This window comes from Streptococcus suis, assembly GCF_002960425.1.
GTDB lineage: Bacteria > Bacillota > Bacilli > Lactobacillales > Streptococcaceae > Streptococcus > Streptococcus suis_S.
The window spans coordinates 1-24,100 of the sequence record NZ_POIZ01000043.1 but is presented as its reverse complement, the minus strand read 5'-3'; the positions used below and the strand labels follow the sequence as shown (position 1 = coordinate 24,100).

At 41.8% G+C, this 24,100-nt stretch carries 21 protein-coding genes and 3 pseudogenes; 18 read left to right on the top strand and 6 right to left on the bottom strand.

Annotated features, from left to right (window positions below; all coding sequences use genetic code 11):
* The 16 genes and pseudogenes from C1G57_RS05430 to nrdI all read left to right on the top strand — a co-directional run bounded on the left by C1G57_RS05430 (window position 1) and on the right by nrdI (window position 14,000).
* A complete protein-coding gene (locus C1G57_RS05430) occupies window positions 1-252 on the top strand; it encodes a Veg family protein (RefSeq protein ID WP_105114079.1) in 252 nt (83 codons plus the stop codon).
* Window positions 253-391: 139 nt separating this feature from the next.
* Window positions 392-1,087 (top strand): cytochrome c biogenesis CcdA family protein, encoded by a 696-nt coding sequence (locus tag C1G57_RS05425; RefSeq protein ID WP_105114078.1) that lies wholly within the window; start codon window positions 392-394, stop codon window positions 1,085-1,087.
* Window positions 1,088-1,105: 18 nt separating this feature from the next.
* The gene (locus tag C1G57_RS05420; RefSeq protein ID WP_105114077.1) at window positions 1,106-1,669 is read left to right on the top strand and encodes a TlpA family protein disulfide reductase; all 564 of its coding nucleotides are present in this window, start codon (window positions 1,106-1,108) and stop codon (window positions 1,667-1,669) included.
* A 207-nt stretch (window positions 1,670-1,876) separates the two neighbouring features.
* Window positions 1,877-2,488, top strand: a complete 612-nt coding sequence (rpsD, locus tag C1G57_RS05410; RefSeq protein ID WP_024407736.1) for a 30S ribosomal protein S4 — start codon at window positions 1,877-1,879, stop codon at window positions 2,486-2,488.
* Window positions 2,489-2,872: 384 nt separating this feature from the next.
* A complete protein-coding gene (locus tag C1G57_RS05405) occupies window positions 2,873-3,343 on the top strand; it encodes a sigma-70 family RNA polymerase sigma factor (protein ID WP_105114075.1) in 471 nt (156 codons plus the stop codon).
* A 175-nt stretch (window positions 3,344-3,518) separates the two neighbouring features.
* Window positions 3,519-4,532 (top strand): glycosyltransferase family 2 protein, encoded by a 1,014-nt coding sequence (locus C1G57_RS05400; protein ID WP_161941112.1) that lies wholly within the window; start codon window positions 3,519-3,521, stop codon window positions 4,530-4,532.
* Window positions 4,533-4,663: 131 nt separating this feature from the next.
* A complete protein-coding gene (locus C1G57_RS05395; RefSeq protein ID WP_105114073.1) occupies window positions 4,664-5,032 on the top strand; it encodes a BlaI/MecI/CopY family transcriptional regulator in 369 nt (122 codons plus the stop codon).
* A gap of 20 nt (window positions 5,033-5,052) precedes the next feature.
* Window positions 5,053-6,669, top strand: coding sequence for a M56 family metallopeptidase (locus tag C1G57_RS05390; protein ID WP_105114072.1), 1,617 nt, complete (start codon window positions 5,053-5,055; stop codon window positions 6,667-6,669).
* 275 nt (window positions 6,670-6,944) lie between these two features.
* Entirely contained in the window at window positions 6,945-7,742 is a 798-nt protein-coding gene (locus C1G57_RS05385) for a PepSY domain-containing protein (RefSeq protein WP_161941111.1), read from the top strand.
* 76 nt (window positions 7,743-7,818) lie between these two features.
* Window positions 7,819-8,562 carry a polyphosphate polymerase domain-containing protein gene (locus tag C1G57_RS05380; protein ID WP_105114070.1) on the top strand — a complete coding sequence of 248 codons (744 nt, stop codon included), beginning with the start codon at window positions 7,819-7,821 and terminating at the stop codon, window positions 8,560-8,562.
* The gene (locus C1G57_RS05375; RefSeq protein WP_238142275.1) at window positions 8,543-9,229 is read left to right on the top strand and encodes a DUF4956 domain-containing protein; all 687 of its coding nucleotides are present in this window, start codon (window positions 8,543-8,545) and stop codon (window positions 9,227-9,229) included. The genes C1G57_RS05380 and C1G57_RS05375 overlap by 20 nt, the downstream gene beginning before the upstream one ends.
* Window positions 9,230-9,295: 66 nt before the next feature.
* Window positions 9,296-10,207: pseudogene (locus tag C1G57_RS05370) on the top strand (aldo/keto reductase).
* A gap of 192 nt (window positions 10,208-10,399) precedes the next feature.
* Window positions 10,400-10,774, top strand: a pseudogene (locus C1G57_RS05360) (GNAT family N-acetyltransferase); the annotation flags it as partial.
* A 94-nt stretch (window positions 10,775-10,868) separates the two neighbouring features.
* Complete coding sequence (aspS, locus tag C1G57_RS05355) at window positions 10,869-12,620, top strand: aspartate--tRNA ligase (protein ID WP_105114069.1); 1,752 nt, start codon at window positions 10,869-10,871, stop codon at window positions 12,618-12,620.
* Window positions 12,607-13,545 (top strand): YitT family protein, encoded by a 939-nt coding sequence (locus C1G57_RS05350; RefSeq protein WP_105114068.1) that lies wholly within the window; start codon window positions 12,607-12,609, stop codon window positions 13,543-13,545. Before aspS ends, C1G57_RS05350 begins: the two co-directional genes overlap by 14 nt.
* Window positions 13,546-13,547: 2 nt before the next feature.
* Window positions 13,548-14,000: a class Ib ribonucleoside-diphosphate reductase assembly flavoprotein NrdI gene (gene nrdI, locus C1G57_RS05345; protein ID WP_105114067.1), complete on the top strand. Its 453-nt coding sequence runs from the start codon at window positions 13,548-13,550 to the stop codon at window positions 13,998-14,000.
* Window positions 14,001-14,165: 165 nt separating this feature from the next.
* Here nrdI and pulA read toward each other — a convergent pair whose 3' ends face one another.
* From pulA to C1G57_RS05315, 6 genes are all read right to left on the bottom strand, one after another.
* The gene (pulA, locus tag C1G57_RS05340) at window positions 14,166-16,217 is read right to left on the bottom strand and encodes a type I pullulanase (RefSeq protein ID WP_105114066.1); all 2,052 of its coding nucleotides are present in this window, start codon (window positions 16,215-16,217) and stop codon (window positions 14,166-14,168) included.
* Between the two features lie 23 nt (window positions 16,218-16,240).
* Window positions 16,241-17,224, bottom strand: coding sequence for a LacI family DNA-binding transcriptional regulator (locus tag C1G57_RS05335; RefSeq protein WP_105114065.1), 984 nt, complete (start codon window positions 17,222-17,224; stop codon window positions 16,241-16,243).
* A gap of 9 nt (window positions 17,225-17,233) precedes the next feature.
* The gene (locus C1G57_RS05330; protein ID WP_238595271.1) at window positions 17,234-17,965 is read right to left on the bottom strand and encodes a DUF1189 family protein; all 732 of its coding nucleotides are present in this window, start codon (window positions 17,963-17,965) and stop codon (window positions 17,234-17,236) included.
* A gap of 110 nt (window positions 17,966-18,075) precedes the next feature.
* Window positions 18,076-18,915, bottom strand: a complete 840-nt coding sequence (locus C1G57_RS05325; protein ID WP_105114063.1) for a sugar ABC transporter permease — start codon at window positions 18,913-18,915, stop codon at window positions 18,076-18,078.
* A gap of 1 nt (window position 18,916) precedes the next feature.
* A complete protein-coding gene (locus C1G57_RS05320) occupies window positions 18,917-20,206 on the bottom strand; it encodes a sugar ABC transporter permease (protein WP_105114062.1) in 1,290 nt (429 codons plus the stop codon).
* Between the two features lie 101 nt (window positions 20,207-20,307).
* Window positions 20,308-21,564, bottom strand: coding sequence for an extracellular solute-binding protein (locus tag C1G57_RS05315; protein ID WP_105114061.1), 1,257 nt, complete (start codon window positions 21,562-21,564; stop codon window positions 20,308-20,310).
* Between the two features lie 314 nt (window positions 21,565-21,878).
* Here C1G57_RS05315 and malQ point away from each other — a divergent pair, with 314 nt between their 5' ends.
* Both malQ and C1G57_RS05305 read left to right on the top strand, forming a co-directional pair.
* Window positions 21,879-23,417 carry a 4-alpha-glucanotransferase gene (gene malQ / locus C1G57_RS05310; protein WP_105114060.1) on the top strand — a complete coding sequence of 513 codons (1,539 nt, stop codon included), beginning with the start codon at window positions 21,879-21,881 and terminating at the stop codon, window positions 23,415-23,417.
* A gap of 81 nt (window positions 23,418-23,498) precedes the next feature.
* A pseudogene (locus C1G57_RS05305) lies at window positions 23,499-24,100 on the top strand (XRE family transcriptional regulator); the annotation flags it as partial.

Sequence of the window (24,100 nt, the reverse complement as noted above, 5' to 3'; positions counted from 1 at the left end):
ATGAGTGATGCATTTACAGATGTTGCTAAGATGAAGCAAATCAAACAAGATATTAAAGACCACGAGGGACAAATTGTCGAGTTGACTCTTGAAAATGGTCGGAAACGTGAGAAGAATAAGCAAGGTCGGATTACAGAAGTTTATCAGTCTTTGTTTATCGTTGAATTTGAAGATCCAAACAATACTTTTGTAGAATCTTATACCTACTCGGATGTATTGACGGAGAAAATCTTAATTCATTATTTGGATTAGGAATGGGAGCCTGTGTTTGCAGGCTTTTTTGTATGTTTTAACCAAACTATATATTGACTAAGATAAAGCAGTGTGTTACAATAGTAGTACATAAAAACGTTTTCAACAATATTCGTGTGCGAGATAGAAAGGAGTTTGTATGGACTTGCAATGGTTTACATTTTTGGCTTTGTTTGCTGAGGGTCTTCTGTCTTTTCTTTCTCCCTGTGTTCTGCCAATTCTCCCTATCTACATTGGTTTGTTGGCAGGTGGAGCTGAAGGGAAAGAGGGGGATAGGAATGTCCTGGTTAATACGCTGAGTTTTGTGGTGGGGATTGCTGTGACCTTCTTCTTATTAGGCTTTGCCTCTAGTTTGCTGAGTAGGGTCTTACAAGCCAATGCTCAAGTCTTGCAAATCATCAGTGGTCTGCTGATTATTCTCATGGGGATTTTGCAGTTGGGCTGGTTCAATATTCCCATGTTGGAGCGTGAATTTTCTGCGAAAAACAAGGTCTATCAGGCAGGGAAACAGGTCACTCCATTTTTAGCTTTTTTGATGGGCTTTACCTTTAGTTTTTCTTGGACACCTTGTATTGGTCCAATTCTGGCTTCTGTCTTTATCTATGCTAGCAGTCAGGAGGGCTGGTTGAGCGGTATCTTGCTGTTGGTTTATTGTCTTGGTTTTATTCTTCCCTTTATTTTGGTTGCCTTTTTTTCTCAGAAAATGTTGGCTTTCTTCAAGAATAATCGGCACTATTTGGCTTGGACCAAGCGTATTTCAGGTTATCTATTGCTCTTGATTGGCTTGAGTATTTTAACAGGTTTCTTCCAGCATCTTGTTCGTTTTTTCCAGTAGGATAGAAAGGATTTGTTTATGAAAAAGTTGCTATCTATTGTCGCTTGCTTACTTGCTTCCTGTTTTGTGTTGACGGCTTGTTCCTTGTTACCATTGGTAAGTCCGTCTTCTACGGAGTCAACTTTACAGGCTAATCAACCTGTCACGCTAGATTTTTCCCTCAAGGATAAGGAGGGAAATGATGTCAATCTGGCAGATTACAAGGGGAAAAAGATTTATATCAATGTTTGGGCGACCTGGTGTGGTCCTTGTCAGAGAGAAATCCCAGAATTGGAGGAGGTCTATCAAGAGTATAAGGATAAGGAAGATTTTGTCTTTTTGTCGATTACATCACCTGAGGATGCTGAGTTTGAGAATACCAATCCTGCGGATGTGAGCAAGGCTGAGATTTTAGAGAAGGCTAGTGAGCTAGGTGCGACCTATCCTGTCTTGTTTGATACAAAAGATCAGGCGATGACACAGTTTGGCATTGCTGCATTTCCGACCCATATCCTCATCAATAGTGATGGAACCCTCAAGGTTTCCTTTGCAGGACAGGTTCAAAAGGATAAATTGGTCCAATTATTGGAAGAAATACAATAAGAAGGATGAAAAAGGCTTTACAGAGCCTTTTTTTTGTGTTATACTAACCTTTGTGCGAAATAACAGCAGAGCAAAATGAAGCTCGTCAACAGAAGGTCAGCAAGAAGAGTAATCGTTGCTGTTTCGATGAAGGCCTCCTGCACGAATCAGGTTTGCTTAAAACGTTATTTCCTACAATAATATTTTTTATTTTAGGAGGACATAACTATGTCACGTTATACAGGACCATCTTGGAAACAAGCTCGTCGTCTTGGCTTGTCATTGACAGGTACAGGTAAAGAATTGGCACGTCGTAACTACGTACCAGGTCAACACGGACCAAACAACCGTTCTAAATTATCAGAATACGGTTTGCAATTGGCTGAGAAACAAAAATTGCGTTTCTCTTACGGTTTGGGTGAAAAACAATTCCGTAACTTGTTCGTACAAGCTACTAAAATCAAACAAGGTACTCTTGGTTTCAACTTCATGCTTCTTTTGGAGCGTCGTTTGGACAACGTTGTTTACCGTCTTGGTTTGGCAACTACTCGTCGTCAAGCACGTCAATTCGTAAACCATGGTCACATCCTTGTTGACGGCAAACGCGTTGATATCCCATCATTCCGCGTTGAAGTTGGTCAAGTTATCTCAGTTCGTGAGAAGTCAATCAAAGTTCCAGCTATCCTTGAAGCTGTTGAAGCAACTCTTGGCCGTCCAGCTTTCGTATCATTCGATGCTGAAAAGCTTGAAGGTTCATTGACTCGCTTGCCAGAACGCGACGAAATCAACCCAGAAATCAACGAAGCTCTTGTCGTAGAATTCTACAACAAAATGCTCTAAGATAAGACTTTATATTGTAAGAAGCCTACAACAGTGGGCTTTTTGCTTTGTCTTAAAATGTTGATTTCTTGGTTTGCTCCCCTTTTTGCTTCCAATATGGAGATTGTGGAATAATCCAAGCCTATAGTCATTTGAATGAACTTTGATACATCGTCACTTACGGTTTGCCCTACTTCTACGAAAGTGATTTGCTTCGAATGTCTTATTTCCAACCTAGAACAGGCTTTAGACTATTCTAGCAACCTGCACCTCAGTTCCTTGTCTGAATGCTCTTCATTTGTTTATATTATAGAATACCTTAATAAAGCTAGTTAGACAAAAATGTCCTGTAGAAAAATAATCCTTTTCGATAAACTTAAACCATCAACCAAAGGAGATTATAAGATGGAATTTGAAAAGGTCTATGATAGTGTAAAAGGGATTGTCAACAAGGCTCGAAAAGAGTTTTACATCAAGCTGTGGGACAGAGATGATTGGGAACAGGAAGGCATGATGATCTTGTTTGAATTATTGGAAGACCAGCCGTGGTTGCTTGGTGAGCAGGCTCAACTATATTGTTACTTCAAGGTCAAATTCCGAAATCGGATAAAGGACCGTGTTCGCAAACAGGAAAGTCAAAAGCGCAGGTTTGACCGCATGCCTCATGAGGACATACATGACCTATCGCATATGATCCAATCACCTGGTTTGGTTAATGATGAATTGTTGATGTTGAGAGGTGCCTTGAGAGATTATCGGAAAAATCTATCCATGGACCAAGTGGAAAATTATGAAAAATTGATAAGTGGACAATGCTTCAATGGTCGTAGGAATATGCTTCGGGACCTGCAAGAACATTTAAAGGATTTTCGATGAGGAAGCGCTAGGACCATGATTTCACAATGGTTATCCACAGGAAAACAAAGAATTCCACAACTTATCCACAACTTGTTGATAAGTTGGTTAGGTTTGGTCTTTAAAACAAAAATGCTCAGCAACTTTCCTGAAAATGTGATAAAATAGTAACAAATTGTGTCAAATGGAGAGAAAGATGACCTTACTAAGTATTGCCATTCCGAGTTATAATTCGGAGGCCTACCTTCATTACTGTGTTCATTCCCTTGTAATGGGTGGTGACAAGGTTGAAATTCTGATTATCAACGATGGTTCGACCGATCGGACTCAGGAAATCGCAGAGGGACTAGAGAATCAATTTTCAAACGTACGTGCCATCTATCAGGACAATAAGGGTCATGGCGGAGCTGTTAATACGGGGATTTTTGAGGCTAAAGGTAAGTATTTTAAGGTAGTGGATTCAGATGATTGGGTTGATACCAGAGCCTATTTGAAAATCCTAGAGAGTTTGCAGGCTTTGGAAGATGAAAATACGCCAGTTGATGCCTTCATTTCCAACTTTGTTTACGAAAAAGAAGGGCAATCTCGGAAGAAATCCATGTCCTATCAGGATGTCTTACCCGAAAATCGTATTTTCGGCTGGGAGGATGTAGGTGCCTTTTCCAAGGGACAATACATGATGATGCATTCCCTGATTTACAGGACAGATTTATTGCGTGAGGTTGGTCTCGTTCTACCAGAGCATACCTTCTATGTGGATAATATTTTCGTATTTACTCCTTTGCAGGCTGTGAAAACCATGTTCTATCTGCCAGTAGATTTTTATCGTTACTTTATTGGTCGAAATGACCAGTCTGTCAATGAATCTGTCATGATTAAGCGCATTGACCAGCAGTTAAAAGTCAATCGGATCTTAGTGGATAATTTAGACTTGGAGGCGGTTGACAATCCTGATTTACGAAGTTATTTGCTCAATCATGTGGAAATTACCACCATTATCTCCTGTGCCCTTCTCAATCGTGCTGGAACAGCTGAGCATATGATGAAAAAACAGGAACTCTGGCACTATATTCGGGATAACAATCCAGCCCTTTTCAAGATTGTCCGCAATGGCTTGTTGGGGCAGTTGACCAATCTCTACGGTTATCCAGGTCGAAAAATTTCCAATGCCGTCTATAAAATCGCTAAAAGAATTTATGGTTTCAACTAAAACTCAGTTTCGGCTGAGTTTTTTCTTATCGGTCTTCTAGTTAGTAGTAGCTGCTTAAAAAATAAGTAGGATGGTTGACATTTATAAACGACAAGTGTAGAATATTAGAGAAAGAAGAGAGGAATTCGAGTATGAATGAATTAAAACGTCTACCAGATACAGAATTTTCTGTACTAAGAACCATTTGGCACCTGCCAAATCCAGTAACTTCTGCACAGATTATTAGCAACTTAGGTGAAGAGAATCATTGGAAGCCACAAACCTTATTGACTATTCTTGCGCGCTTGACGGAAAAAGGTTTTTTGAAGAGTGAGCGAAATGGTCGGGAACGTCATTATACGGCCATTGTGTCTGAAGAAGAATATATGGCGGTTGAAACATCAAATTTTTTAGACCGTTACCAGGGGAATTCACTTGGTGGTTTGGTCAAAACCCTCTTCTCCTCCAATGCTTTGTCAGCCGATGAACTGGATGAGTTAAGGAGCTTGTTAAATAAATAATATATAGTTGGAGATTTGAAATGTCATCACTCATCTTACGCTTTTTCTTAATGAGCCTCTACAAATCGGCCCTGATTTTAGTGGTTAGCGGCCTGTTTATCTTATTAAAAAACAGGGTTTCAGCTAGGGTTCGGTACTTGACCTGGTTGGTCTTGTTAGCCAGTCTGATTTTTCCTTTCAGACCTCGCTTTGGTTCGGGCTTGGTAACCATTGAACACAGTCCAAAGGCAGTATCGACTGCTGTTGAAATGACAGGTACCGTAGCTAGTTCAGTAACCGCTAGTCAACCAAGTTTGTTGGATCTCTTTCTCGGTTTGCCTTGGTTGCAGATTTTCTTGTTTGTCTGGTTCCTAGGTTTTGTGGTGGTGATTGGACGTTCGATCTTTGCCTATGTAAAATTCAGTAATCTTTTGAAGAGATGGGGGACGCCTATTTCTGATTTGAGAATTTTAGAAACTTTTTATATCATCAAAGAAGAGTTTGGTATTAAAAAGGATATTCGTCTGTTCCACTATCCACAGGTTTCCAGTCCTATGATTTTTGGTCTGCGTCATCCGATTGTCTTGTTGCCAGCGACGGACTATACGGATGAAGAGCTGGATCTAATCTTTGAACATGAGTTGACCCACTACAAGCATAGGGATATTTATGTCAATCTCTTGGTCTTGCTTGTAAAGGCTGCGCACTGGTTTAATCCCATTGTGGCCTTTGCCTGCAAGGAAGTACAGGAAGCTGCAGAAAGTTACTGTGATCATAGCGTTCTCAACCAACGCGATCAATCCTACCGTTCTTTCTATGGTGAAACCATTATCACCATGATTCACAAGAGCCAACAGCCTGTTCTGCTTTCTAGTTGCTTCTATTCAAACAAGTTTAACCTCAAGCGTCGTATTATTGCGATCATGGATAACCGTATTCCCATGCGTTCACTTGGCTTGTTGGTGACAACTTTTATGACTCTTGCCCTGGTCTTTTCAGGTTCCATTTTTGTGGTGGCAATGACAGAAGATCAAGTTAATCAGGTTATTCAAGAGGAAGGTTTGACCGATAAGCAAGCCTTAGAGGCGGCACTAAAAGACCAGAACTTCAAGCAAACAGATGTTAAAGATGTTAAGGTGACAGAGGGAGCGGATTACTGTTTGGTTGAATTTTCTAAGGGGGAAACGCGTTACCATATCCAAGTTGATAAATTGACCAAACAGGTAAGGAAAGTGGAAAAAGAAACCTTGAAACTTGTGTCATCATCATCTTCAACGACAAAATCTTCATCAACAACCACAACGACTACAAAGGCATCTTCAACTGCAACCAGCACAGCAAGCTCCACGATAGCGACTACAACAACCACAACAAATGCTGGTAATGCTGGAGTGACTTCAAATGGTTCTGCAACTACTAATTCTCAAGCTCCAGCCTCAAGTGTAGTGGAAACGCCTGTAGTTACTGAAACTCCAACCACAACCTATACCCCTCCGGCTACAACATCTACTCCAACCACGACTTACACCCCTCCGGCGACAACCTATACTCCTCCGGCTACCTACACACCGCCTGTAGACACCAGTGACGATGTAGATGTCAGCGATGATACAGATGATGTAGATACCAGTGATGATACAGATGATTCTGATGACTAACCCCAAGCACCTCTGATTAGAGGTGTTTTTTGATATACTTGCATAGCATAATCATTGTGTAATATGAGAATAGGTGAGCTACCACGGTATTTTTTTTACTCTTAGAAGACAATCTTTAAAAAATTTTTACTTTTTTGAGTTTTTAGGCTTGACTTTTTAAAACGACAAGTGTAGAATATATTTATACTACAGTTGTAGAAAATGAGTGGGTGACCACTCTATTCTAAAATTCAAAAAACGACAAATGTAGAAAAAACAAAAAAATGGAGTTTATTATGAAACACTTGAGAACTTTAGCATTTACAGCACTAGTAGCAGCAACTCTTGGCTTGCAACAAACAGCATCAGCTGCTCAAATTAAAACCATCGACTCTGCCAAAACAATCGTTCTAAAAGATTTGGGTTTAAAAGCGAATCAAGTTCGCTTCAAGGAAGTTGACTTTGAAAAAGGCATTTATGAGATTGATGTCCTTGCTAATAATGTTGAATACGATTACGATATCCAAGCTAGCACAGGCAAGATTCTTAAGAAAAAGTCTAAGACTTTAGCCCCTAAAAAGACTACAGCTCAACCTACTCAACCAAAGAAAACAACAGTTTCCGTAACGATTTCAATGGAACAGGCAAAAAATATTGCCTTGAAAGATGCAGGTTTGGCAGCCAATAAGGTTCGCTTCAAAGAAGTTGACTTAGAAAAGGGTGTTTACGAAGTTGATTTTGTTGCGAACAATCTTGAGTATGAGTATGATATCAATGGTTTGACAGGAAAAATTATCAAGAAAAAGACAAAATCAGTAGCCGTTAAACCAGCAGCTCCAAAGAAAAATCCGGTAGTGGTAACACAGCCTAAGAAAGTTTCAGTAGTGCCAACACTTTCAGTAGAACAAGTGAAAACAATTGTTTTGAAAGATTTAGGTTTGGCAGCCAATAAAGTTCGCTTCAAAGAAGTTGACCTTGAAAAAGGTATCTATGAAGTTGAAGCTATCGCCAACAACTCTGAATTTGACTATAAGATTAATGGAACAACTGGTCAAATTGTGAAGAAAAAAGTAGAGGCAAAAAAAGGCTGGTAATAGATAAGAGTTACAAGAGTGGGGAACCGCTCTTCTCTTAACCGCTTAAAACGACAAATGTAGAATAGAGAAAAAGATGAAAGAAACAGTACAAACCAAATTTAAACGTATCGAAACAAAATATATCCTTGACCGCCACCAACTAGCAGCCGTTATGGCAGAGCTACAGGCCCATGTTGTGAAGGACGATTATCCAACCTCAACCATTACCAACATTTACTTTGATACCAATGAGTATCGAATGATTCAAGATTCAGCAGAGCGCTTGTGGAAGCGTGAGAAGATCCGTATGCGGACCTACGATGCCCAGCCACACGCAGATAGTCAAGTCTTTTTGGAAATCAAGAAAAAGGAAAATGGTGTTGGTTTGAAGGATCGCTTGACATCAAAACCAGCCTCTGTATTGAAATTTATGAGCCACAACCTAGTAGACGAAACCATCAGCAATCCTGTGCTTTTGGAAACCATGGCAGAGCTACGCGAGCGTTATGGCAAGATTGAGCCGATGATGTATATTTACTATGATCGTTTTTCAATGAAGGGGATTGAGGATAAAAAGGTTCGTATTACCATTGACCAAAATATTCTTTACCGTCATTACGATGTGGATTTATTTGCAGGAAAGTATGGTTATCCTTTGCTAGAGGATGATCAAGTTATTATGGAAATCAAGGTGCCTGAAACCTACCCAGAATGGCTTCAAGCCATTATTGATCAGTATGGTCTGGAGCGCGTGTCATTTTCTAAATATGGGACAGCCCACCGTAAGTTAGTAGAAAGTCAAGAAGAGGACATTATCTTTGAAAGAGCAATTGTTTAAAAGTATCTTTGAAAGCAATACAGGACCTGCAGAGCCCTCTATGCTGGCAACCAGTTTAGTGGTTAGCTTGGTTCTAGGTCTGATTATTGCCGTAGTTTATAAATACAAGACCCTTTATTCTAAGGAATTTGTGATTACCTTGACGGTTCTCCCAGTTCTCATGACCATGATTATTTTTATGGTCAATGGAAACTTGGGAACCAGTGTGGCGATTGCAGGGACCTTTGGGATGATTCGTTTTCGTTCGGCAGCAGGTGGAGCTAAGGAACTCTTGATGGTCTTTATTGCAACAGGTATTGGCCTGGCCTGCGGTATGGGATTTATCATCCTAGCAACGATTTTTACGCTCTTTGTTTGCCTAGTCTTGCTATTCTTGGAGAATTCTTCCTTTGCGGCAGTTAGTCAAACCAGACGGAATATCACCATTCGCGTGCCAAGGGAGTTGGATTATGAACTGCTATTTGAAGCTACTTTTATCAATGCATGTAAGTATGTAGAATTGGTCAGCATTAAGAATATTAAAAAAAGCAATAGCCTGGAATTAGTCTACAATGTTGATTTGGATGCGAATTTGTCCGACAAGCAGGTGATTGACACCTTGCTCAGTATCAATGATTCTATTGAAATTAGCATCAGCAAGTTGGCACAAAAGAAGAAAACTTTATAAGAGGGTGAGAGATTGGCAACAATCTCTTTTTTCGTATATAATGAAGTCAGAAGAGGAGGCAAGTATATGCAAATATTAGGACAAACAGGTCTGGAAGTATCGCGAATTGGTCTAGGCTGTATGCGAATGGCTAGTCTGATAGAGCAGGAAACAGCCAAAGTGTTAGATACAGTTGTTGGATAGGGAATTACCTTTTTCGACCATGCAGATATTTATGGTGGTGGTGAGTCAGAAATTCGCTTTGCTCAGGGCGCCAAGTTGGCAGGCCTCAAGCGTGAGGACATGATTCTCCAGTCCAAATGTGGTATTCGTAAGGGCTATTTTGATTTTTCAAAGGACTATATCTTGGAGTCTGTAGATGGGATTTTGAAGCGCTTGGATACAGATTATTTGGATGTTCTTGCCTTGCATAGACCAGATGCTCTGATGGAAGCAGAGGAGGTGGCAGAAGCCTTTTATCTCTTGAAGCAAGCGGGTAAGGTTCATCATTTCGGTGTCAGCAACCAGAATATCTACCAAATGGAATTACTTCAGTCCTATCTGGACCAGCCCCTAGCGGTCAATCAGCTCCAGCTGTCGCCTGCCCACACGCCATTGATAGATGCTGGATTACATGTCAATATGAAAGATGATGCTGCGACCATGCGGGACGGAGGGCTGATTGATTATTGCCAGCTTAAAAAAATCACTATCCAAGCCTGGTCACCTTTCTTGATTGATTTGCAACAAGGTATTTTTGCCAACCATCCAGACTATGCTGATTTAAATCAAACGATTGGGGAAATAGCAGAGCGCTACCATGTTTCACATGAAACTATTGTCGTAGCTTGGATTTTGAGACATCCAGCTAAGATTCAAACCATTGTGGGCTCAATGAACCCAGAACGTTTGATCAAGATTGCACAAGCTAGTCAGATTAGCTTGACTAGACCAGAATGGTACGAGATTTACAGAAGCGCAGGTAATATTTTGCCCTAGGAGGTGCTTATGCAGTGGGAGATGAAAGCATTTGACCAATTAAGTTTACAGGAACTTTACAGTATCTTGACACTGAGGACGGATGTATCAGTCATTTAGTTTTTCTTTTATTACTTCGTTAACTCGCTTTACCGTACTTTAGTACAGCTTGCAGCTCGTTGCCTCGTACTAAAAGTAAACTAAAAGACTTAATTTGTACTTGAACAGGCCCGTCCCTATCCTGAAGTTGATGGAAAGGATCCAAACTGTCTTCATCTTTTGGGAACTGATGAAGGAGAGTTAGTAGCTTACTTGCGAATATTGCCTGCAGGATTAAGTTATGATGAAGTTTCCATCGGCCGTGTAGTTATCAAGTCAAGTCATCGTGGTAAGGGATTGGCTCGACCCATGATGGAGCAGGCAATTCACTTTATTACAAACGAATGGAAAGAAAGTCAGATTAAAATTGGTGCCCAAGCCCATTTAGAAAAGTTCTATAGTTCGTTAGGTTTTGAGTCAGTTTCTGAAGTCTATTTGGAGGATAATATTCCGCATCTGGATATGTTGTACAGTAAACCAGTCAACTAAGGCTGGTTTTTCGATTTTTCTTGGCAAATTCCCCCAAAAATCAGCCATTTTATGGTAGAATGAATAGGTATAAAATCAGTAAAAGAGGAAGAAAATGAAACGTTCTATGTACGCTGGGCGTGTTCGTAAGGAGCACGTCGGACAGGAAATTACTTTGAAAGGTTGGGTTGGTCGCCGTCGTGACTTGGGTGGCTTGATTTTCATCGACTTGCGTGACCGTGAAGGCATTATGCAGTTGGTCATCAATCCAGAGGTGGTCGCCAGTGATGTTATGGCAACTGCTGAAAGCCTCCGCAGTGAGTTTGTTATCGAAGTAACGGGAACGGTTGTGGAGCGTGAACAAGCCAACGACAACATCCCAACAGGAGCTGTTGAATTGCAAGTAACCAGCTTGACAGTGCTCAATACGGCTAAGACGACACCGTTTGAAATCAAGGATGGCATCGAAGCCAGCGATGATACCCGTCTTCGTTACCGTTACTTGGATCTTCGTCGTCCAGAAATGCTTAACAACTTCAAATTGCGTGCAGCGGTAACCCACAGCATTCGCAACTACTTGGATGACTTGGAATTTATTGATGTGGAAACGCCAATGTTGACCAAGTCAACGCCAGAGGGTGCGCGTGATTACTTGGTACCATCTCGTGTATCTAAAGGCCATTTCTACGCATTGCCACAAAGTCCACAGATTACTAAGCAGCTTTTGATGAATGCTGGCTTTGACCGTTACTACCAAATTGTTAAGTGTTTCCGTGATGAAGACTTGCGTGGAGACCGTCAACCTGAATTTACACAGGTGGACTTGGAAACCTCATTCTTGAACGAAGTTGAAATCCAAGACATTGTAGAAGGATTGATTGCTAAGGTCTTGAAAGATACCAAAGGGATCGAGTTGGCCTTGCCATTCCCTCGTATGGCCTATGATCATGCCATGAACTTCTACGGTTCAGACAAGCCAGATACTCGTTTTGATATGCTTTTGCAAGACTTGACAGCTACTGTCAAGGAAGTTGACTTCAAGGTCTTCTCAGAAGCACCTGTTGTTAAGGCTATTGTTGTCAAAGGAGCAGCGGATAGCTACTCTCGTAAAGAAATTGATAAACTAACAGAGTACGCCAAACAATTTGGTGCCAAAGGACTTGCTTGGGTCAAGGTTGACAAGGGAGAATTAGCGGGTCCAGTTGCTAAGTTCTTGACAGGTATTACAGATAAGTTGACAGCAAGTTTACAACTTGAAGATAAGGACCTGGTCCTCTTTGTGGCGGATGAATTGGAAGTAGCCAATAATACCCTGGGAGCTTTGCGTAACCGCTTGGCAAAAGAACAAGGTTTGATTGACGAAAGCAAGTTCAACTTCCTCTGGATTGTAGACTGGCCAATGTTTGAGTGGTCTGAAGAGGAAGGTCGCTACATGAGTGCCCACCACCCATTCACTTTGCCAACGGAAGAAACAGCTCATCATTTGGATGGTGATTTGGCAGAGGTTCGTGCGGTTGCCTACGATATTGTTTTGAATGGTTATGAATTAGGTGGCGGTAGCCTTCGTATCAACCAAAAAGACATGCAAGAACGGATGTTCAAGGCTCTTGGTTTCTCAGCTGAGGATGCACATGAGCAATTTGGTTTCTTGCTAGAAGCTATGGACTACGGTTTCCCACCACATGGTGGATTGGCTATCGGTTTGGACCGCTTTGTCATGCTCTTGGCTGGTGAGGATAATATTCGTGAAGTCATCGCCTTTCCGAAGAACAACAAGGCATCTGACCCAATGACACAGGCACCAAGTACTGTAGCATCAGCTCAATTAGAGGAATTGGCTTTAGACATTACACTTGAAAATGAATAAATTTTTCAGAAAACAGCGTGTACGCTTTCTACGTTTGGCTAAGAAGAATAAATTTTGGTCAATCATTTCGGGAATTTCTCGAGAAAAATATGCAGAACGGATATCGGGGTCCATTATTTATGGGCTCCTATCTAGTATTGCGGTCAATTTTTTCTTTCGACCAGGGAATGTCTATTCGTCTGGAGTTACTGGTCTAGCTCAGATATTGTCAGCTCTCGCTGGGACTTATCTTGGTTGGACCTTACCTATCGCCGCGGTTTATTATGCCCTCAATATTCCTTTGCTCATCATAGCTTGGTATAAAATTGGCTACAAATTTACCATCTTTACTTTTATCACCGTATCTCTCAGTTCCTTGTTTATTCAGTTTATGCCTCCAGTCACTTTGACAACGGATCCTCTGGTCAATGCTATTTTCGGTGGTCTTGTGTTGGGAACTGGGATTGGATTTGCTCTTAGGAATAATGTATCCAGTGGTGGTACAGATATTGTCTCCATTCTTATTCGGAAGAAGACAGGGCGACAGGTTGGCTCCATTTCCCTGATTGTCAATATCCTGATTATGCTGATAGCGGGAATGACCTTTGGCTGGAAGTATGCCTTGTATTCCATGGTGGCACTGTTTATCTCTAGTAGGATGACGGATGCCATTTATGTTAAACAAAAGCGGATGCAGGCCATGATTATTACTAATCAACCAGAGCGAGTTATCAAAAAGATCCATAAGAAGCTTAATCGCGGTGTGACCATTATCAATGGCGCAGAGGGTGCCTATAACCATGAGCAAAAAACAGTTCTGATTACGATCATTACTCGTGCAGAGTTTAGCGAGTTCAAACAAATTATGAAAAAAGCGGATCCGTTAGCTTTTGTATCTGTTGCTGATAATGTCAATATTATCGGGCATTTTGTGGAAAGTGAGTAGGAATGAATAAAAAATTGTATCTGGTTTATATCAGTTTGAGTGGCAATACAGAGAGTTTTGTGAAACGCCTAAAGTCTTTTTTCCAATTTCAAACTGACTGGGAGATTGAACTGGTCCATGTCAAAGAGTTGGTTAAGCAGGATATGCCCTTCTACCAGCTAGATGCCCCCTTTGTCGCCTTTTTACCAACCTACTTAGAAGGTGGAAATGGAGTGGACAATGGAGATGTGGAAATTCTGACCAATCCTCTCGGAGATTTTATCGCTTTGGGGACTAATGCAGAGCTCTGTCTAGGTGTTGTCGGCTCAGGCAATCGCAATTTCAACAACCAATATTGTTTGACTGCCAAGCAGTATTCTGAACGATTTGGTTTTCCAGTTATTGATACCTTTGAGCTCAGAGGAATGCAGAATGATATTGAGCGCATTGGTCGGAAAATCATTGAATTGATGTAACATCTGTCAACCCAGTCAAGTGCTGGGTTGTTTTCTTTTGGGTTTTCTTTGTGACACAAAAAACTCACCAGCAAGGGCTGATGAGTTCTAAGGAGATTTATGAAAAATATTTAGGAGTGATTATAGTATATCCTAGATTCTGATTTCCTACATCCGTCTTAGGTCCTATTTATCTTCCAAAATGCAAATGCTTTGTCCAGCCAGTGTGATGTGCTGGGCTTTTTTATCGTCGACAGGCGGGAAGCTGAAACGAATGGTTTGTTCATCCTCATTTTCAAAAACAAAATCGCTGTCCGCAAAGTTGATAATGAAGTGGATGGTTTTCTCGCCATTTGTGACTTGATAGCGGAGAACATATTCGGTCAACCAGTAGAAATCACAGGTTTCTTGAATGGTTTCATAGCTATCTTGGCTGAGAATTGGATTGTCTTTACGGAAGGCAATCAATTCTTGGATAAATTCGATATGTTCTTTATAGTGTACAGCTCGTGTCCAATCCAGACGATTGATTCGGTCGGGAATATTGTAGCTATTGTCAATCTCATCTTTGGTACGGAAGAATTCTTGTCCACTATGAATAAAGGCCATACCTTGAGAAATAAGGATCAACTGTAGTCCAAAACTTGCAGCACGCTTTTGTTGTTGCGGTGTCCAGCTTGGATTTTCAATATGGAAGTAATCAAAGGCTGTCGCATTATCATGGCACTCGATATAGTTGAGTGACTGCTGCGGTTTAATGAAGTGGCTATAGCGGCTACCTGTCAAAAGATGCTGCACTTTTTCGTGTAGTTGCTTGTCAACCAAACGATGTGGGTTGAGTAAGAGTTTTTTGAAGGTATCACGGTAGTCATCGTTGAAGAAGCTCACTTCAGGGAGTTGGTCTGCGTTGTATTGGTGGGCTAGTCTTTCATATTCTAAACCAGTTGCCATCTTCCAGCCTTCGCCATAGAGATAGACATTTGGGTGGATGGCAGCCAATTCTGCTTGGATTTGATTGATGGTTTCGCTGTCCAAAATTCCCATTAAGTCAAAGCGGAATCCATCAAAACCATAGATTTCTAGCCATTGACGAAGGGACTGCTTGATGTAGTTGCGGACCATGCTGCGTTCGCTGGCGACATCGTTGCCACAGAAGGTTCCATCCGTACGCATACCATGCTCGTTGTAACGGTAGAAATAACCAGGTACGATGAGTTCGAATGCGTATTTTTCAGCGTGATACACATGGTTGTAAACAACATCCATATTGACCGAAATATCTGCATCGTGATAGGCTTGAATGGCCTCTTGGAGTTCTAGGATGCGGGCGTAGGGGTCATTTGGCAGGCTGGAGAAGGATCCTTCAGGCAGATTGTACTGCATAGGATCGTAACCCCAGTTGTAAACAGCTTGGGGTTTGTTTTCATCTACACTGCCAAAATCATATACTGGTAGGAGTTGAATATGGGTAACACCCAGGTTTTTGATATAGTCCATGCCCAGTGGCATGTCGTCTAAGATAGGAGATTCGGTTAGACCGAGGAATTGGCTACGGCGTTTGAAGCCTGCTTCTGTCTGCCAGGAGAAATCACGGACGCTCATTTCATAGACAATAGCCTGAGAGATAGGGCGTTGAGTCTTGGCACGACGAACCTTGTGGAGCTTACTTGGGTTGATGACGTAGCTATCGCCAGAATTAGCCTTGGAAGAAAGGGCATACGGGTCGTGAACAGCAATCCACTCGCCATTGACCTTGTGGAGATAGTGGTAGCTTTGACTGTCTAAATCCCCCTCTACTGTGACCTGCCAGACACCATTAGAACCCTTAGTCATTGCATGAGGCTTGCCCTCTAGGACTAGAAAGACTTGCTTGGAGATAGGTGCCCAAAGCTTGAAGCTGGTGGACTGAGGGCTATAACTAGCTCCCAAATCACTTCCATCATAGGTATAGTTCTGTTCGAAAATAGCAGAGCGGACGATATGACCATAGCCTAGCTCGGTTTTATTTCTGTCCTGGTCGTAAATGATATAGTCCGTGTCCAAACTGAGAGGGTGTAGGCTAGTTAGATAGTAGAGAACCAGATTGTCCACCTCTAAACAGGAATGAATAAAGAGTTGAGATGTAGTGTCGGATGATTCGAGTGAGAAACTCATATGCTCGGAATCAAATCGTTTTTCCATTACTAGGCGAATAGTAGCTACATCATCCAGAAATGCTTGAAATTGTCGTAATGCCATGAGCCAAACGGCTCCTTTCTAGGTTAGAGTTCGGTAATAGTATGTGGAATGACACGGCGGTAGCAGACCTGCTTGTCTTCCTTATTGTCATTGATAATTTGGTGGAGGGTATTGAAGGCCACGCGTCCAAGTTTAATGGCATGGACATCAACGTAGGCTTCAATATCCAATTTTGGTTTGACAGAGTCAAAGGAGATGATGGGTAGTTTGGTACCGGCTTCGTTGAGGTATTTGACAATCCCTTCCGCGACTATGGTATCGGTTGTGACGATTGCGTCTATATCCTGTTTGAGTAATTTCTTGGAGATTTTATAGGCACTATCTTCCAAAAGGAAACCTGATACAAACTTGACCTTGTTTTCATCGAGAGGGATATTGTGGGATTTTAAGGCGTTCTTATAGCCAGCATAGCGGTCTTGGGACACGACTAGCTCCTTGTTACCAGCGACAAAGGCGATATTCTTGTAGCCTTTATTGATAAAGTAATTGGTCGCTTCAAATCCAGCTTGGATATTATCGTTATCGACTAGGGAGATAAACGGGGAATCTGCCTTTCCGAGAATGAGGAAGGGAAATTTATGCTGAATGGCTAGCTGGACAAGTGGATCATCTGGCTTGGAATAAAGGAAAATCAGCCCGTCTACTCGTTTCCCATAAACCATTTGAGAAATAGCTTCCAGACGCTGCTCTTCGTTTTTACCTGTGGAGATTTGAAGGGCGTAGTTGTGGTCAGCAGCCACCTGTGAAATGCCACGTAGGGCTGTCGGGAAGAAGGGGTTTTGGTAGAAGACATCTGAGTCTTCAGGCAACACTAGCCCAATCACCTGAGTGTAGCTGGAAACCAAGCTACGAGCATTGAGATTAGGATGGTAATTGAGGTCTGCCATGGCTTTTCTAACTAAGTCTTTGGTTTTTTGGCTAATGGCAGAGCTATTCTGAATGACGCGGGTAACGGTAGAAGGCGAAACACCTGCTAATTTAGCGACGTCTTTAATGGTAGCACGCATAGAAACCTCCTAAATCTCATCTCTGAATTTGGTTTTGAAAAAGACCCAAATCAATACTATCACAAAGAGAATATTTTGAACAGTCAAAACAGTTGTAACAGGCTGACCCAAAATCCCTATCAGGCAGGCTAAAATGGTGGGCAGCCCCAAGCAATGAAGAGAGAAATTGAAGCATTCTTTAAAGGTTTCAAAATGGAAGAAACGGGATTTTTTAGTTAGATAAAGAAAGATACTTGCTCCTAGCAGGATAAAGAGGAGATTTGTCGCCAAAATCATGGTGGAAACCAGAGTGATACTCAGGCCAATCACAGCACGATTGGCTTGGTACCAATTTTTTGAAATAGCTGTGGTCAGCTTTTCCTTGTTAGAAAAATCAGCACTAGTAAATCCCTCGTAGCTCAATTGGGTCAAGACATCCTGACCTTTTCGGATGGTCAAAGTTTGTGTGTCAAATTGATAGGAGAAATCTGAGCTTGTAGGCACGGTGCCGCCAAAGGTCACTTGTTCCCAACTGCTATTTCCAGTATAGGTTAATTGTTCATTTTCAAGGGATACATGTTGACTGAGGTCTTCCATGACTTCAACATTGAGCGGTTGATACACCCCTTCTACAAAGTTTTCCATTGGATAGGTTTCCAAGCTGATGGTTTGGAGAGAGCTGGGAATGACTAAGAGGGACATTAAAAAGAGTGTGGTGAATAGACCTTGCCAGACCTTCATCCATCTGCGATGGGCAAACATCTTTCTTGGAGAAAAAATACTGGAAAAATAAGAGAATGGGTAGGGTAGCATGTCTTGTACCTTTCATAAATATCTTTGCTGTATCTAAAAAGGGAAAAGGTGGGACAGGGTTATCCCTTGTCACCACCACTTGTTAAACCAGATACAAAGTTCTTTTGTAGGAAGAAGAATAGGATACTGATTGGGAGGGCGATGAGGATAGCACCTGCCGCGAAGTAGGCAATCTTCAAGTTTTTCACATCAGAGATGAAGGTTTGAAGACCGACTGCTACAGTATAAAATTCTTTTTCACGAAGCAAGAATTTGGATAGGATGTAATCTCCAAAAGGTCCCATGAAGGCCCAGAGTGCCTGTACAGCAATCATTGGACGAACAAGTGGAAGAACGATTTGCCAGAAACGTCTGAAGTGACCAGCACCGTCTAGTTTTGCAGATTCATCGAGAGAAATTGGCACCGTATCGAAGTAGCCTTTCATGAGCCAAGCGTTCATTGGGATACCACCACCAACATAGAGGAAGATGAGGAACCAGCTTTGGTTGAGCGCATTGAGCATGAGGGCCATAACGAAGAAGGCTGTAAGAGCCGCCATGGTTGGCACCATTTGAATAATCAAGAAGAAGACCAAACTCTGTTTACGAGCGATGAAGTTATAACGGCTATATGCGTAACCTGCTAATACCACTATACTTGTTTGGATAACCATTGTCAAGAGAGCAATGATAAGCGTATTGAGGTACCAAGTTCCGTAGAGCGTTTCGCTAAATAGTCCTTTGAAATTGTCCAAAGTAAACTGGATTGGTTCCAGCTTGAAAGCTACCACGTTGCCTGATTTAAAGGCTGTCATGATGGTAATCAATAGAGGGTAGATAATGATGATAGACAGGGCAATCAGATAGAGATAGGTAAAAGTCTGATTGAGCATACGTCTCGTTTTTACAGATACTTTCATCTTATACATCCTCCATTTCAAATGCATTTAATTTCTTGAAGGCAATCATAGAGATACTGATGACGATCATAGAGATAATCAAGGTCACCGCTGCAGCCATTGAATACTGAGGAGCAGTACCAGTTGTCAATTTGTAAATCCATGAAATCAAGATGTCAGTTGAACCAGCACCACCACCGACGCTACCAGGTCCACCGTTGTTGAAGAGGTAGATGATAGAGAAGTTGTTGAAGTTGAAGGTGTACTGACTGATAAGAGTTGGAGCAGCCACTGCCAAGATCATTGGAAGTGTAATGCTGCGGAATTTTTGAATAGCACTTGCACCGTCAATATAAGCTGCTTCGTACAAGTCGTTTGGAATGGATTGCAAAATACCCAAGGTCAAGACGTAGATATATGGGAAACCAAGCCAAGCCTGCATCATGATAAGGGCAACCTTAGTCCAGAATGGATCTGTTTTCCATGGAATAAGGAAGTTGTCAATAAATGGCAGGAATTTGCTCAAGAATGGCAATACTTGTGTGTTAATGGCACCGACACTATCGTTGAACATGTTACTGAAAGTCAAGATCGTCACGAAGGCCGGAACAGCCCATGGGAGCAAGAAGATAACACCGAAGATACGCTTGCCTTTGATAAATGGCTGGTTGGCAATAATGGCTGTCAAGATACCGATAACAATCTGTGCTGTTGATGCAGCCAAGGCCCAGATGATTGTCCAACCTAGAACAGAACCGAAGGCTGAACGGAAGGTACTGAGTTTCCAGATATTTGTAAAGTTGGTAAAGCCAATCCAATCAAGAAGGGCACCAGGAGGTAGGTGTTGGAAATCGTAGTTGGTAAAGGCGATAAAGAGGGTTACCACAACAGGAAAGATAATGGCAAAGGTCATGGCAATGTAAGAAGGGATAATCAAGAGATAAGGGAAACCATTCTCATAGATACCTTTTACCATATCTTGCAATGTAACGGCTACAGGAATGCCATTATTGATTTGTTTGGCAGTATCGCGGGCATCCTTCAAGTTGAGGGCATAAAAAGCAAGATAGACAACTGTAATGATGAGGTGGAAGGAACCACGAATCAGCATGAAGAGAGAGTTGTCACGACCACGTTGGCTACCCAGAGTAATCAAGTTTCCGATTTCACCAGCTGCGATTACAATAAAGTAAATCAGGAAAGCCAGCGTTACGCCAAGAAAAATGTAGCCTTTTGCTTTTTGCTTGTTATAGATTTGTCCAAGACCAGGAATCAGGGACAAAAGGAGTGCCTTATTTGGATTTTGTTTCATAGTTGTAATCTCCTTTAGGTCAGTCCTAAATATCAATATACTTTTTAGGTTGTAATTAACAAAGTAGACTGGGAAGAAATCCCAGTCCTACTTAAGAATGACTAGTTGCCGTATTTTTGTGCGATTGTGTCTTCAATCAATTTCACAGCGTCAGTAGCAGCAGTTTTAGGATCTTTCTTACCGCTTACTGCTTCAAAGAGCATGTTGGCAGCTGGTTCCCAAACTGTGCTCATTTCTGAGATGTTTGGCATTGGTTGTGCAGAAGCAAATTGCTCTACAACCGCAGTTGTCAATTCATCGTTCTTACTTACTGCATACTCACGAGCTTCAGTGTTAGCTGGAACTTCGTTTGTAGCATCGTAGAATGCTTTTTGTTGCTCAGTTGAAGTCAAGTGGTCAACGAATTTTTGAGCCAAGTCAGGGTTTTTAGAACCTGCAGGGATAACCCAAGCCTTACCACCACCGAATGCTGAGTATGCTTTGCCGTCAGCAAGTGTAGGGATAGTAGCAACGCCGTAGTTGACACCAGCATCTTTCAAAGCAGAAGCTTTCCAAGGACCGTCGATGATGACAGCTGTTTTGCCTTCAGTGAATTGAGTTTGGATCAAGTTACCAGCAGCAGATGCGTCTTGAAGACCTTGAGGCCATTTTTCATACCAAGTTTTAGCGTATTCGATAGCCTTGATAGCACCGTCGTTAGCAAGACCGATGTCTTTTGGATTGGTACCATTTTCACCGAATACATAACCGCCGTAACCTGAAAGAAGTCCGTAAGCGTAGTAGAAGTTTGTCCAGTCAGCTAGGAATGCTGAAGTCTTACCTTCTTCACCAGCAAATGCGTATTTGCTATCTTTTGCCAATTCTTCCAATTCAGCAAATGTTTTTGGTGCTGCAGAAACAAGGTCTTTGTTGTAGTAAGCAACCAATGTTTCGATAACGGCAGGTGAACCATAAACTTTACCGCCAGAAGTTACCAATGTTTCAGTAGTGTCATCTGTCTTGCTTGTTTCAGCCAATTTCACTTCTGAAAGCTGACCTTCTGCCCCAAGGCTACCTACACGGTCGTATGGTGCCATCATCACGTCTGGAGCTGAACCTGATTGGTTGTCAAGTGACAAGTTGTCCAAACCTGTAAGAGCATCACCAGTCTTCACTGTAACAGTTACGCCTTCATTTTCTTTTTCAAAGGCAGCTTTTGCTTCGTTGATGTATGCTTCGTATTGACCATCAACGTAGATTGTCAACTCTTTTCCGCCTTCAGCAGAAGAGCTTGAAGTGGATGATGAGCTTGAGCAAGCAGCCAAGACAGCAGTAGATGCAGCTAGAAGAGCAACGCTCTTAAGAAGTTTGTGTTTCATATTCTTCCCTCCAAGAATAAATGGTTTATTGTGAAACGTCCACTAGCGCAAACGTTTTCCTAAGTTGACTTTATTATACCTCATAATGAATCTGTTTGCAAGCGTTTTTATAAAAAAATTAAAAAATTTTTTTAGGTTAATATAAAATGTCGAAAATTTTTTTGAAATATAATGAAGAAACTTGTAAACTCTATTGAAATTATGTGATATAGATGTAAAAAAGGCTTGATTTGTTACCGTTTTCATTATATAATGAAACAAAGCAATCGTTTGCGTTTATAAAAAGAATATTTAGAAAGATATAGGGGACTATTATGAAAGAACGCCAAAGCGGTGTGCTTATGCACATCTCATCTCTACCTGGTCAATACGGCATTGGTTCTATGGGACAGGCTGCCTATGATTTTGTTGATTTTTTGGAAAGAACCAAGCAACGTTACTGGCAGATTTTACCTCTAGGAACAACCAGTTATGGTGACTCACCTTATCAATCTTTCTCTGCCTTTGCAGGAAATACCCACTTTATTGACCTTGATTTCTTGATTGAAAAGGGTTGGTTGACAGAGGCTGATCTTGCTGGGATTGACTTTGGTGCCAATGCTACAGAAGTGGATTATGCCAAAATCTTTCACGGTCGTCGTCCTGTGTTGGAAAAGGTTGTGCAGGCTATAAAAGCAGAGGGCTTACCTGCTGATTATTGGTCTTTTGCAGAGGAAAATGGTTTTTGGTTGCATACTTTTGCGGAGTACATGGCGATTAAGGAGCATTTTGACCTCAAACCATGGACAGATTGGGAGGACCAAGGGGCTCGTCTACGTTACCACGATACTTTAGAGTATTACCGACATCTCTTGGCGGACCAGATGGATTACCACCGGATCACCCAGTATTTGTTCTTCAGCCAGTGGCATGCTTTGAAGGCTTACGCCAATGCCAAAGGGATCGAGTTTGTTGGGGATATGCCGATTTATATCGCAGCTGATTCAGCTGATATGTGGGCCAACCCACACTTCTTTAAGACGGATGAAGAAGGAAAGCCAAGTGTGGTTGCAGGTTGTCCACCTGATGCCTTTTCAGAAATCGGTCAGCTCTGGGGCAACCCAATCTATGACTGGGAAGCGATGAAACATGATGGTTTTACTTGGTGGGTGGCACGCTTACGTGAATCCTTCAAGATTTATGACATGGTGCGGATTGACCACTTTATCGGCTTTGCTTCCTTCTGGGAAATCCCAGCTGGGGAAGAAACGGCAGTTAACGGCTACCGTGTAGAAGCACCAGGTTTTGAACTCTTTGAAACCATCAAGTATCACTTGGGTGATTTAAATATCATCGCAGAAGATTTGGGAACTGTGACAGACAAGGTGATTCAACTGCGTGAAACAACTGGTTTCCCAGGTATGAAAGTCTTGCAATTTGCCTTTGACCCTGAGGGCGACAGCATTGAAATGCCGCACAATCACCGCAATAATGTCGTAGCCTATACTGGTACCCATGATAATGATACGATTCTTGGTTGGTATGAAAAGGAAATGACGGAAGAATCCCGTGCATTCTTAGACAAGTACAGCAATCGTCGTGATGATGAAACGGTTAGCCATGCGATGTTCCGCCTGTTGTTCGGCTCACCTGCCTTTATGGCTGTGGCTACTATGCAGGACTTGCTTGGTCTGGATGGATCCGCTCGTATGAATCTGCCAAATACCCTTGGTGGCAACTGGACCTGGAGGATGACAGCTGACCAGCTCACCCCTGCTATTGAGGCGGACTTGCTTGATTTGACAGTGACCTACCGCCGTGAGAATGCTATTGTCAAATATAAAAAAGAAGAAATGACAGAACCATCAGCCTAGGCTGGTGGTTTTTTGTAAAGGCTTGCAAGATATGGTATACTGTTTAGGTAAGGATGAACAGGTGAAGTAGGGGGAACCGGTATGGATTTAGGACAAAAAATTGAACGCTTACGATTAGAAAAAGGGCTGAGCCGCCCAGATTTTTGTGGAGATGAATCCGAGTTGACAGTACGGCAATTAGCTCGGATAGAAAGTGGTCAATCGCAGCCCTCTATTCCAAAGCTAGAGTACATTGCCCAGCGTGTAGGCATTCCAGCCTATAGCTTGATGCCAGACTATAAGGAACTGCCACAAGGTTATTTGGAACTCAAGTACAAGTTATTGCGGGAGCCGATATATAATAAAGTGGAGGTGTTGGATAAACAGGAAGGGTATATCGAAACCATATATGAAACCTATTTTGAAGAACTCCCAAAATCTGAGCAAAGAATTTGTGAAGCTATGCAGGCTATGGTTGATATGGTGCGGACCAATCAACCAGATTATGCAGTAGGTTTATTGGCAGAAACCATGCCACTTCTTATGAATAAAGAAGTGTGTGATGTCAATGACTTGATCCTTATTCGGCTCTTTTTCTACCATTTGTCAAGTCCATCAAGGTATTTGACGAAAAATATTTTGAGTCTCGAAATCCAAATATGGAAATTATTTTATTTTGGACTAAAGTTTAGTGTAAAAAGTGT

Bases quoted from the DNA above. Each gene is read 5' to 3' on its own strand.
- C1G57_RS05380 (WP_105114070.1), top strand. From the start codon at position 7,819: ATGAAAGAAACAGTACAAACCAAATTTAAACGTATCGAAACAAAATAT.
- C1G57_RS05390 (WP_105114072.1), top strand. From the start codon at position 5,053: ATGTCATCACTCATCTTACGCTTTTTCTTAATGAGCCTCTACAAATCG.
- malQ (WP_105114060.1), top strand. From the start codon at position 21,879: ATGAAAGAACGCCAAAGCGGTGTGCTTATGCACATCTCATCTCTACCT.
- aspS (WP_105114069.1), top strand. From the start codon at position 10,869: ATGAAACGTTCTATGTACGCTGGGCGTGTTCGTAAGGAGCACGTCGGA.
- C1G57_RS05420 (WP_105114077.1), top strand. From the start codon at position 1,106: ATGAAAAAGTTGCTATCTATTGTCGCTTGCTTACTTGCTTCCTGTTTT.
- C1G57_RS05425 (WP_105114078.1), top strand. From the start codon at position 392: ATGGACTTGCAATGGTTTACATTTTTGGCTTTGTTTGCTGAGGGTCTT.
- C1G57_RS05400 (WP_161941112.1), top strand. From the start codon at position 3,519: ATGACCTTACTAAGTATTGCCATTCCGAGTTATAATTCGGAGGCCTAC.
- C1G57_RS05315 (WP_105114061.1), bottom strand. From the start codon at position 21,564: ATGAAACACAAACTTCTTAAGAGCGTTGCTCTTCTAGCTGCATCTACT.
- C1G57_RS05430 (WP_105114079.1), top strand. From the start codon at position 1: ATGAGTGATGCATTTACAGATGTTGCTAAGATGAAGCAAATCAAACAA.
- nrdI (WP_105114067.1), top strand. From the start codon at position 13,548: ATGAATAAAAAATTGTATCTGGTTTATATCAGTTTGAGTGGCAATACA.
- C1G57_RS05330 (WP_238595271.1), bottom strand. From the start codon at position 17,965: ATGTTTGCCCATCGCAGATGGATGAAGGTCTGGCAAGGTCTATTCACC.
- C1G57_RS05325 (WP_105114063.1), bottom strand. From the start codon at position 18,915: ATGAAAGTATCTGTAAAAACGAGACGTATGCTCAATCAGACTTTTACC.
- C1G57_RS05320 (WP_105114062.1), bottom strand. From the start codon at position 20,206: ATGAAACAAAATCCAAATAAGGCACTCCTTTTGTCCCTGATTCCTGGT.
- C1G57_RS05385 (WP_161941111.1), top strand. From the start codon at position 6,945: ATGAAACACTTGAGAACTTTAGCATTTACAGCACTAGTAGCAGCAACT.
- rpsD (WP_024407736.1), top strand. From the start codon at position 1,877: ATGTCACGTTATACAGGACCATCTTGGAAACAAGCTCGTCGTCTTGGC.
- pulA (WP_105114066.1), bottom strand. From the start codon at position 16,217: ATGGCATTACGACAATTTCAAGCATTTCTGGATGATGTAGCTACTATT.
- C1G57_RS05335 (WP_105114065.1), bottom strand. From the start codon at position 17,224: ATGCGTGCTACCATTAAAGACGTCGCTAAATTAGCAGGTGTTTCGCCT.
- C1G57_RS05395 (WP_105114073.1), top strand. From the start codon at position 4,664: ATGAATGAATTAAAACGTCTACCAGATACAGAATTTTCTGTACTAAGA.
- C1G57_RS05405 (WP_105114075.1), top strand. From the start codon at position 2,873: ATGGAATTTGAAAAGGTCTATGATAGTGTAAAAGGGATTGTCAACAAG.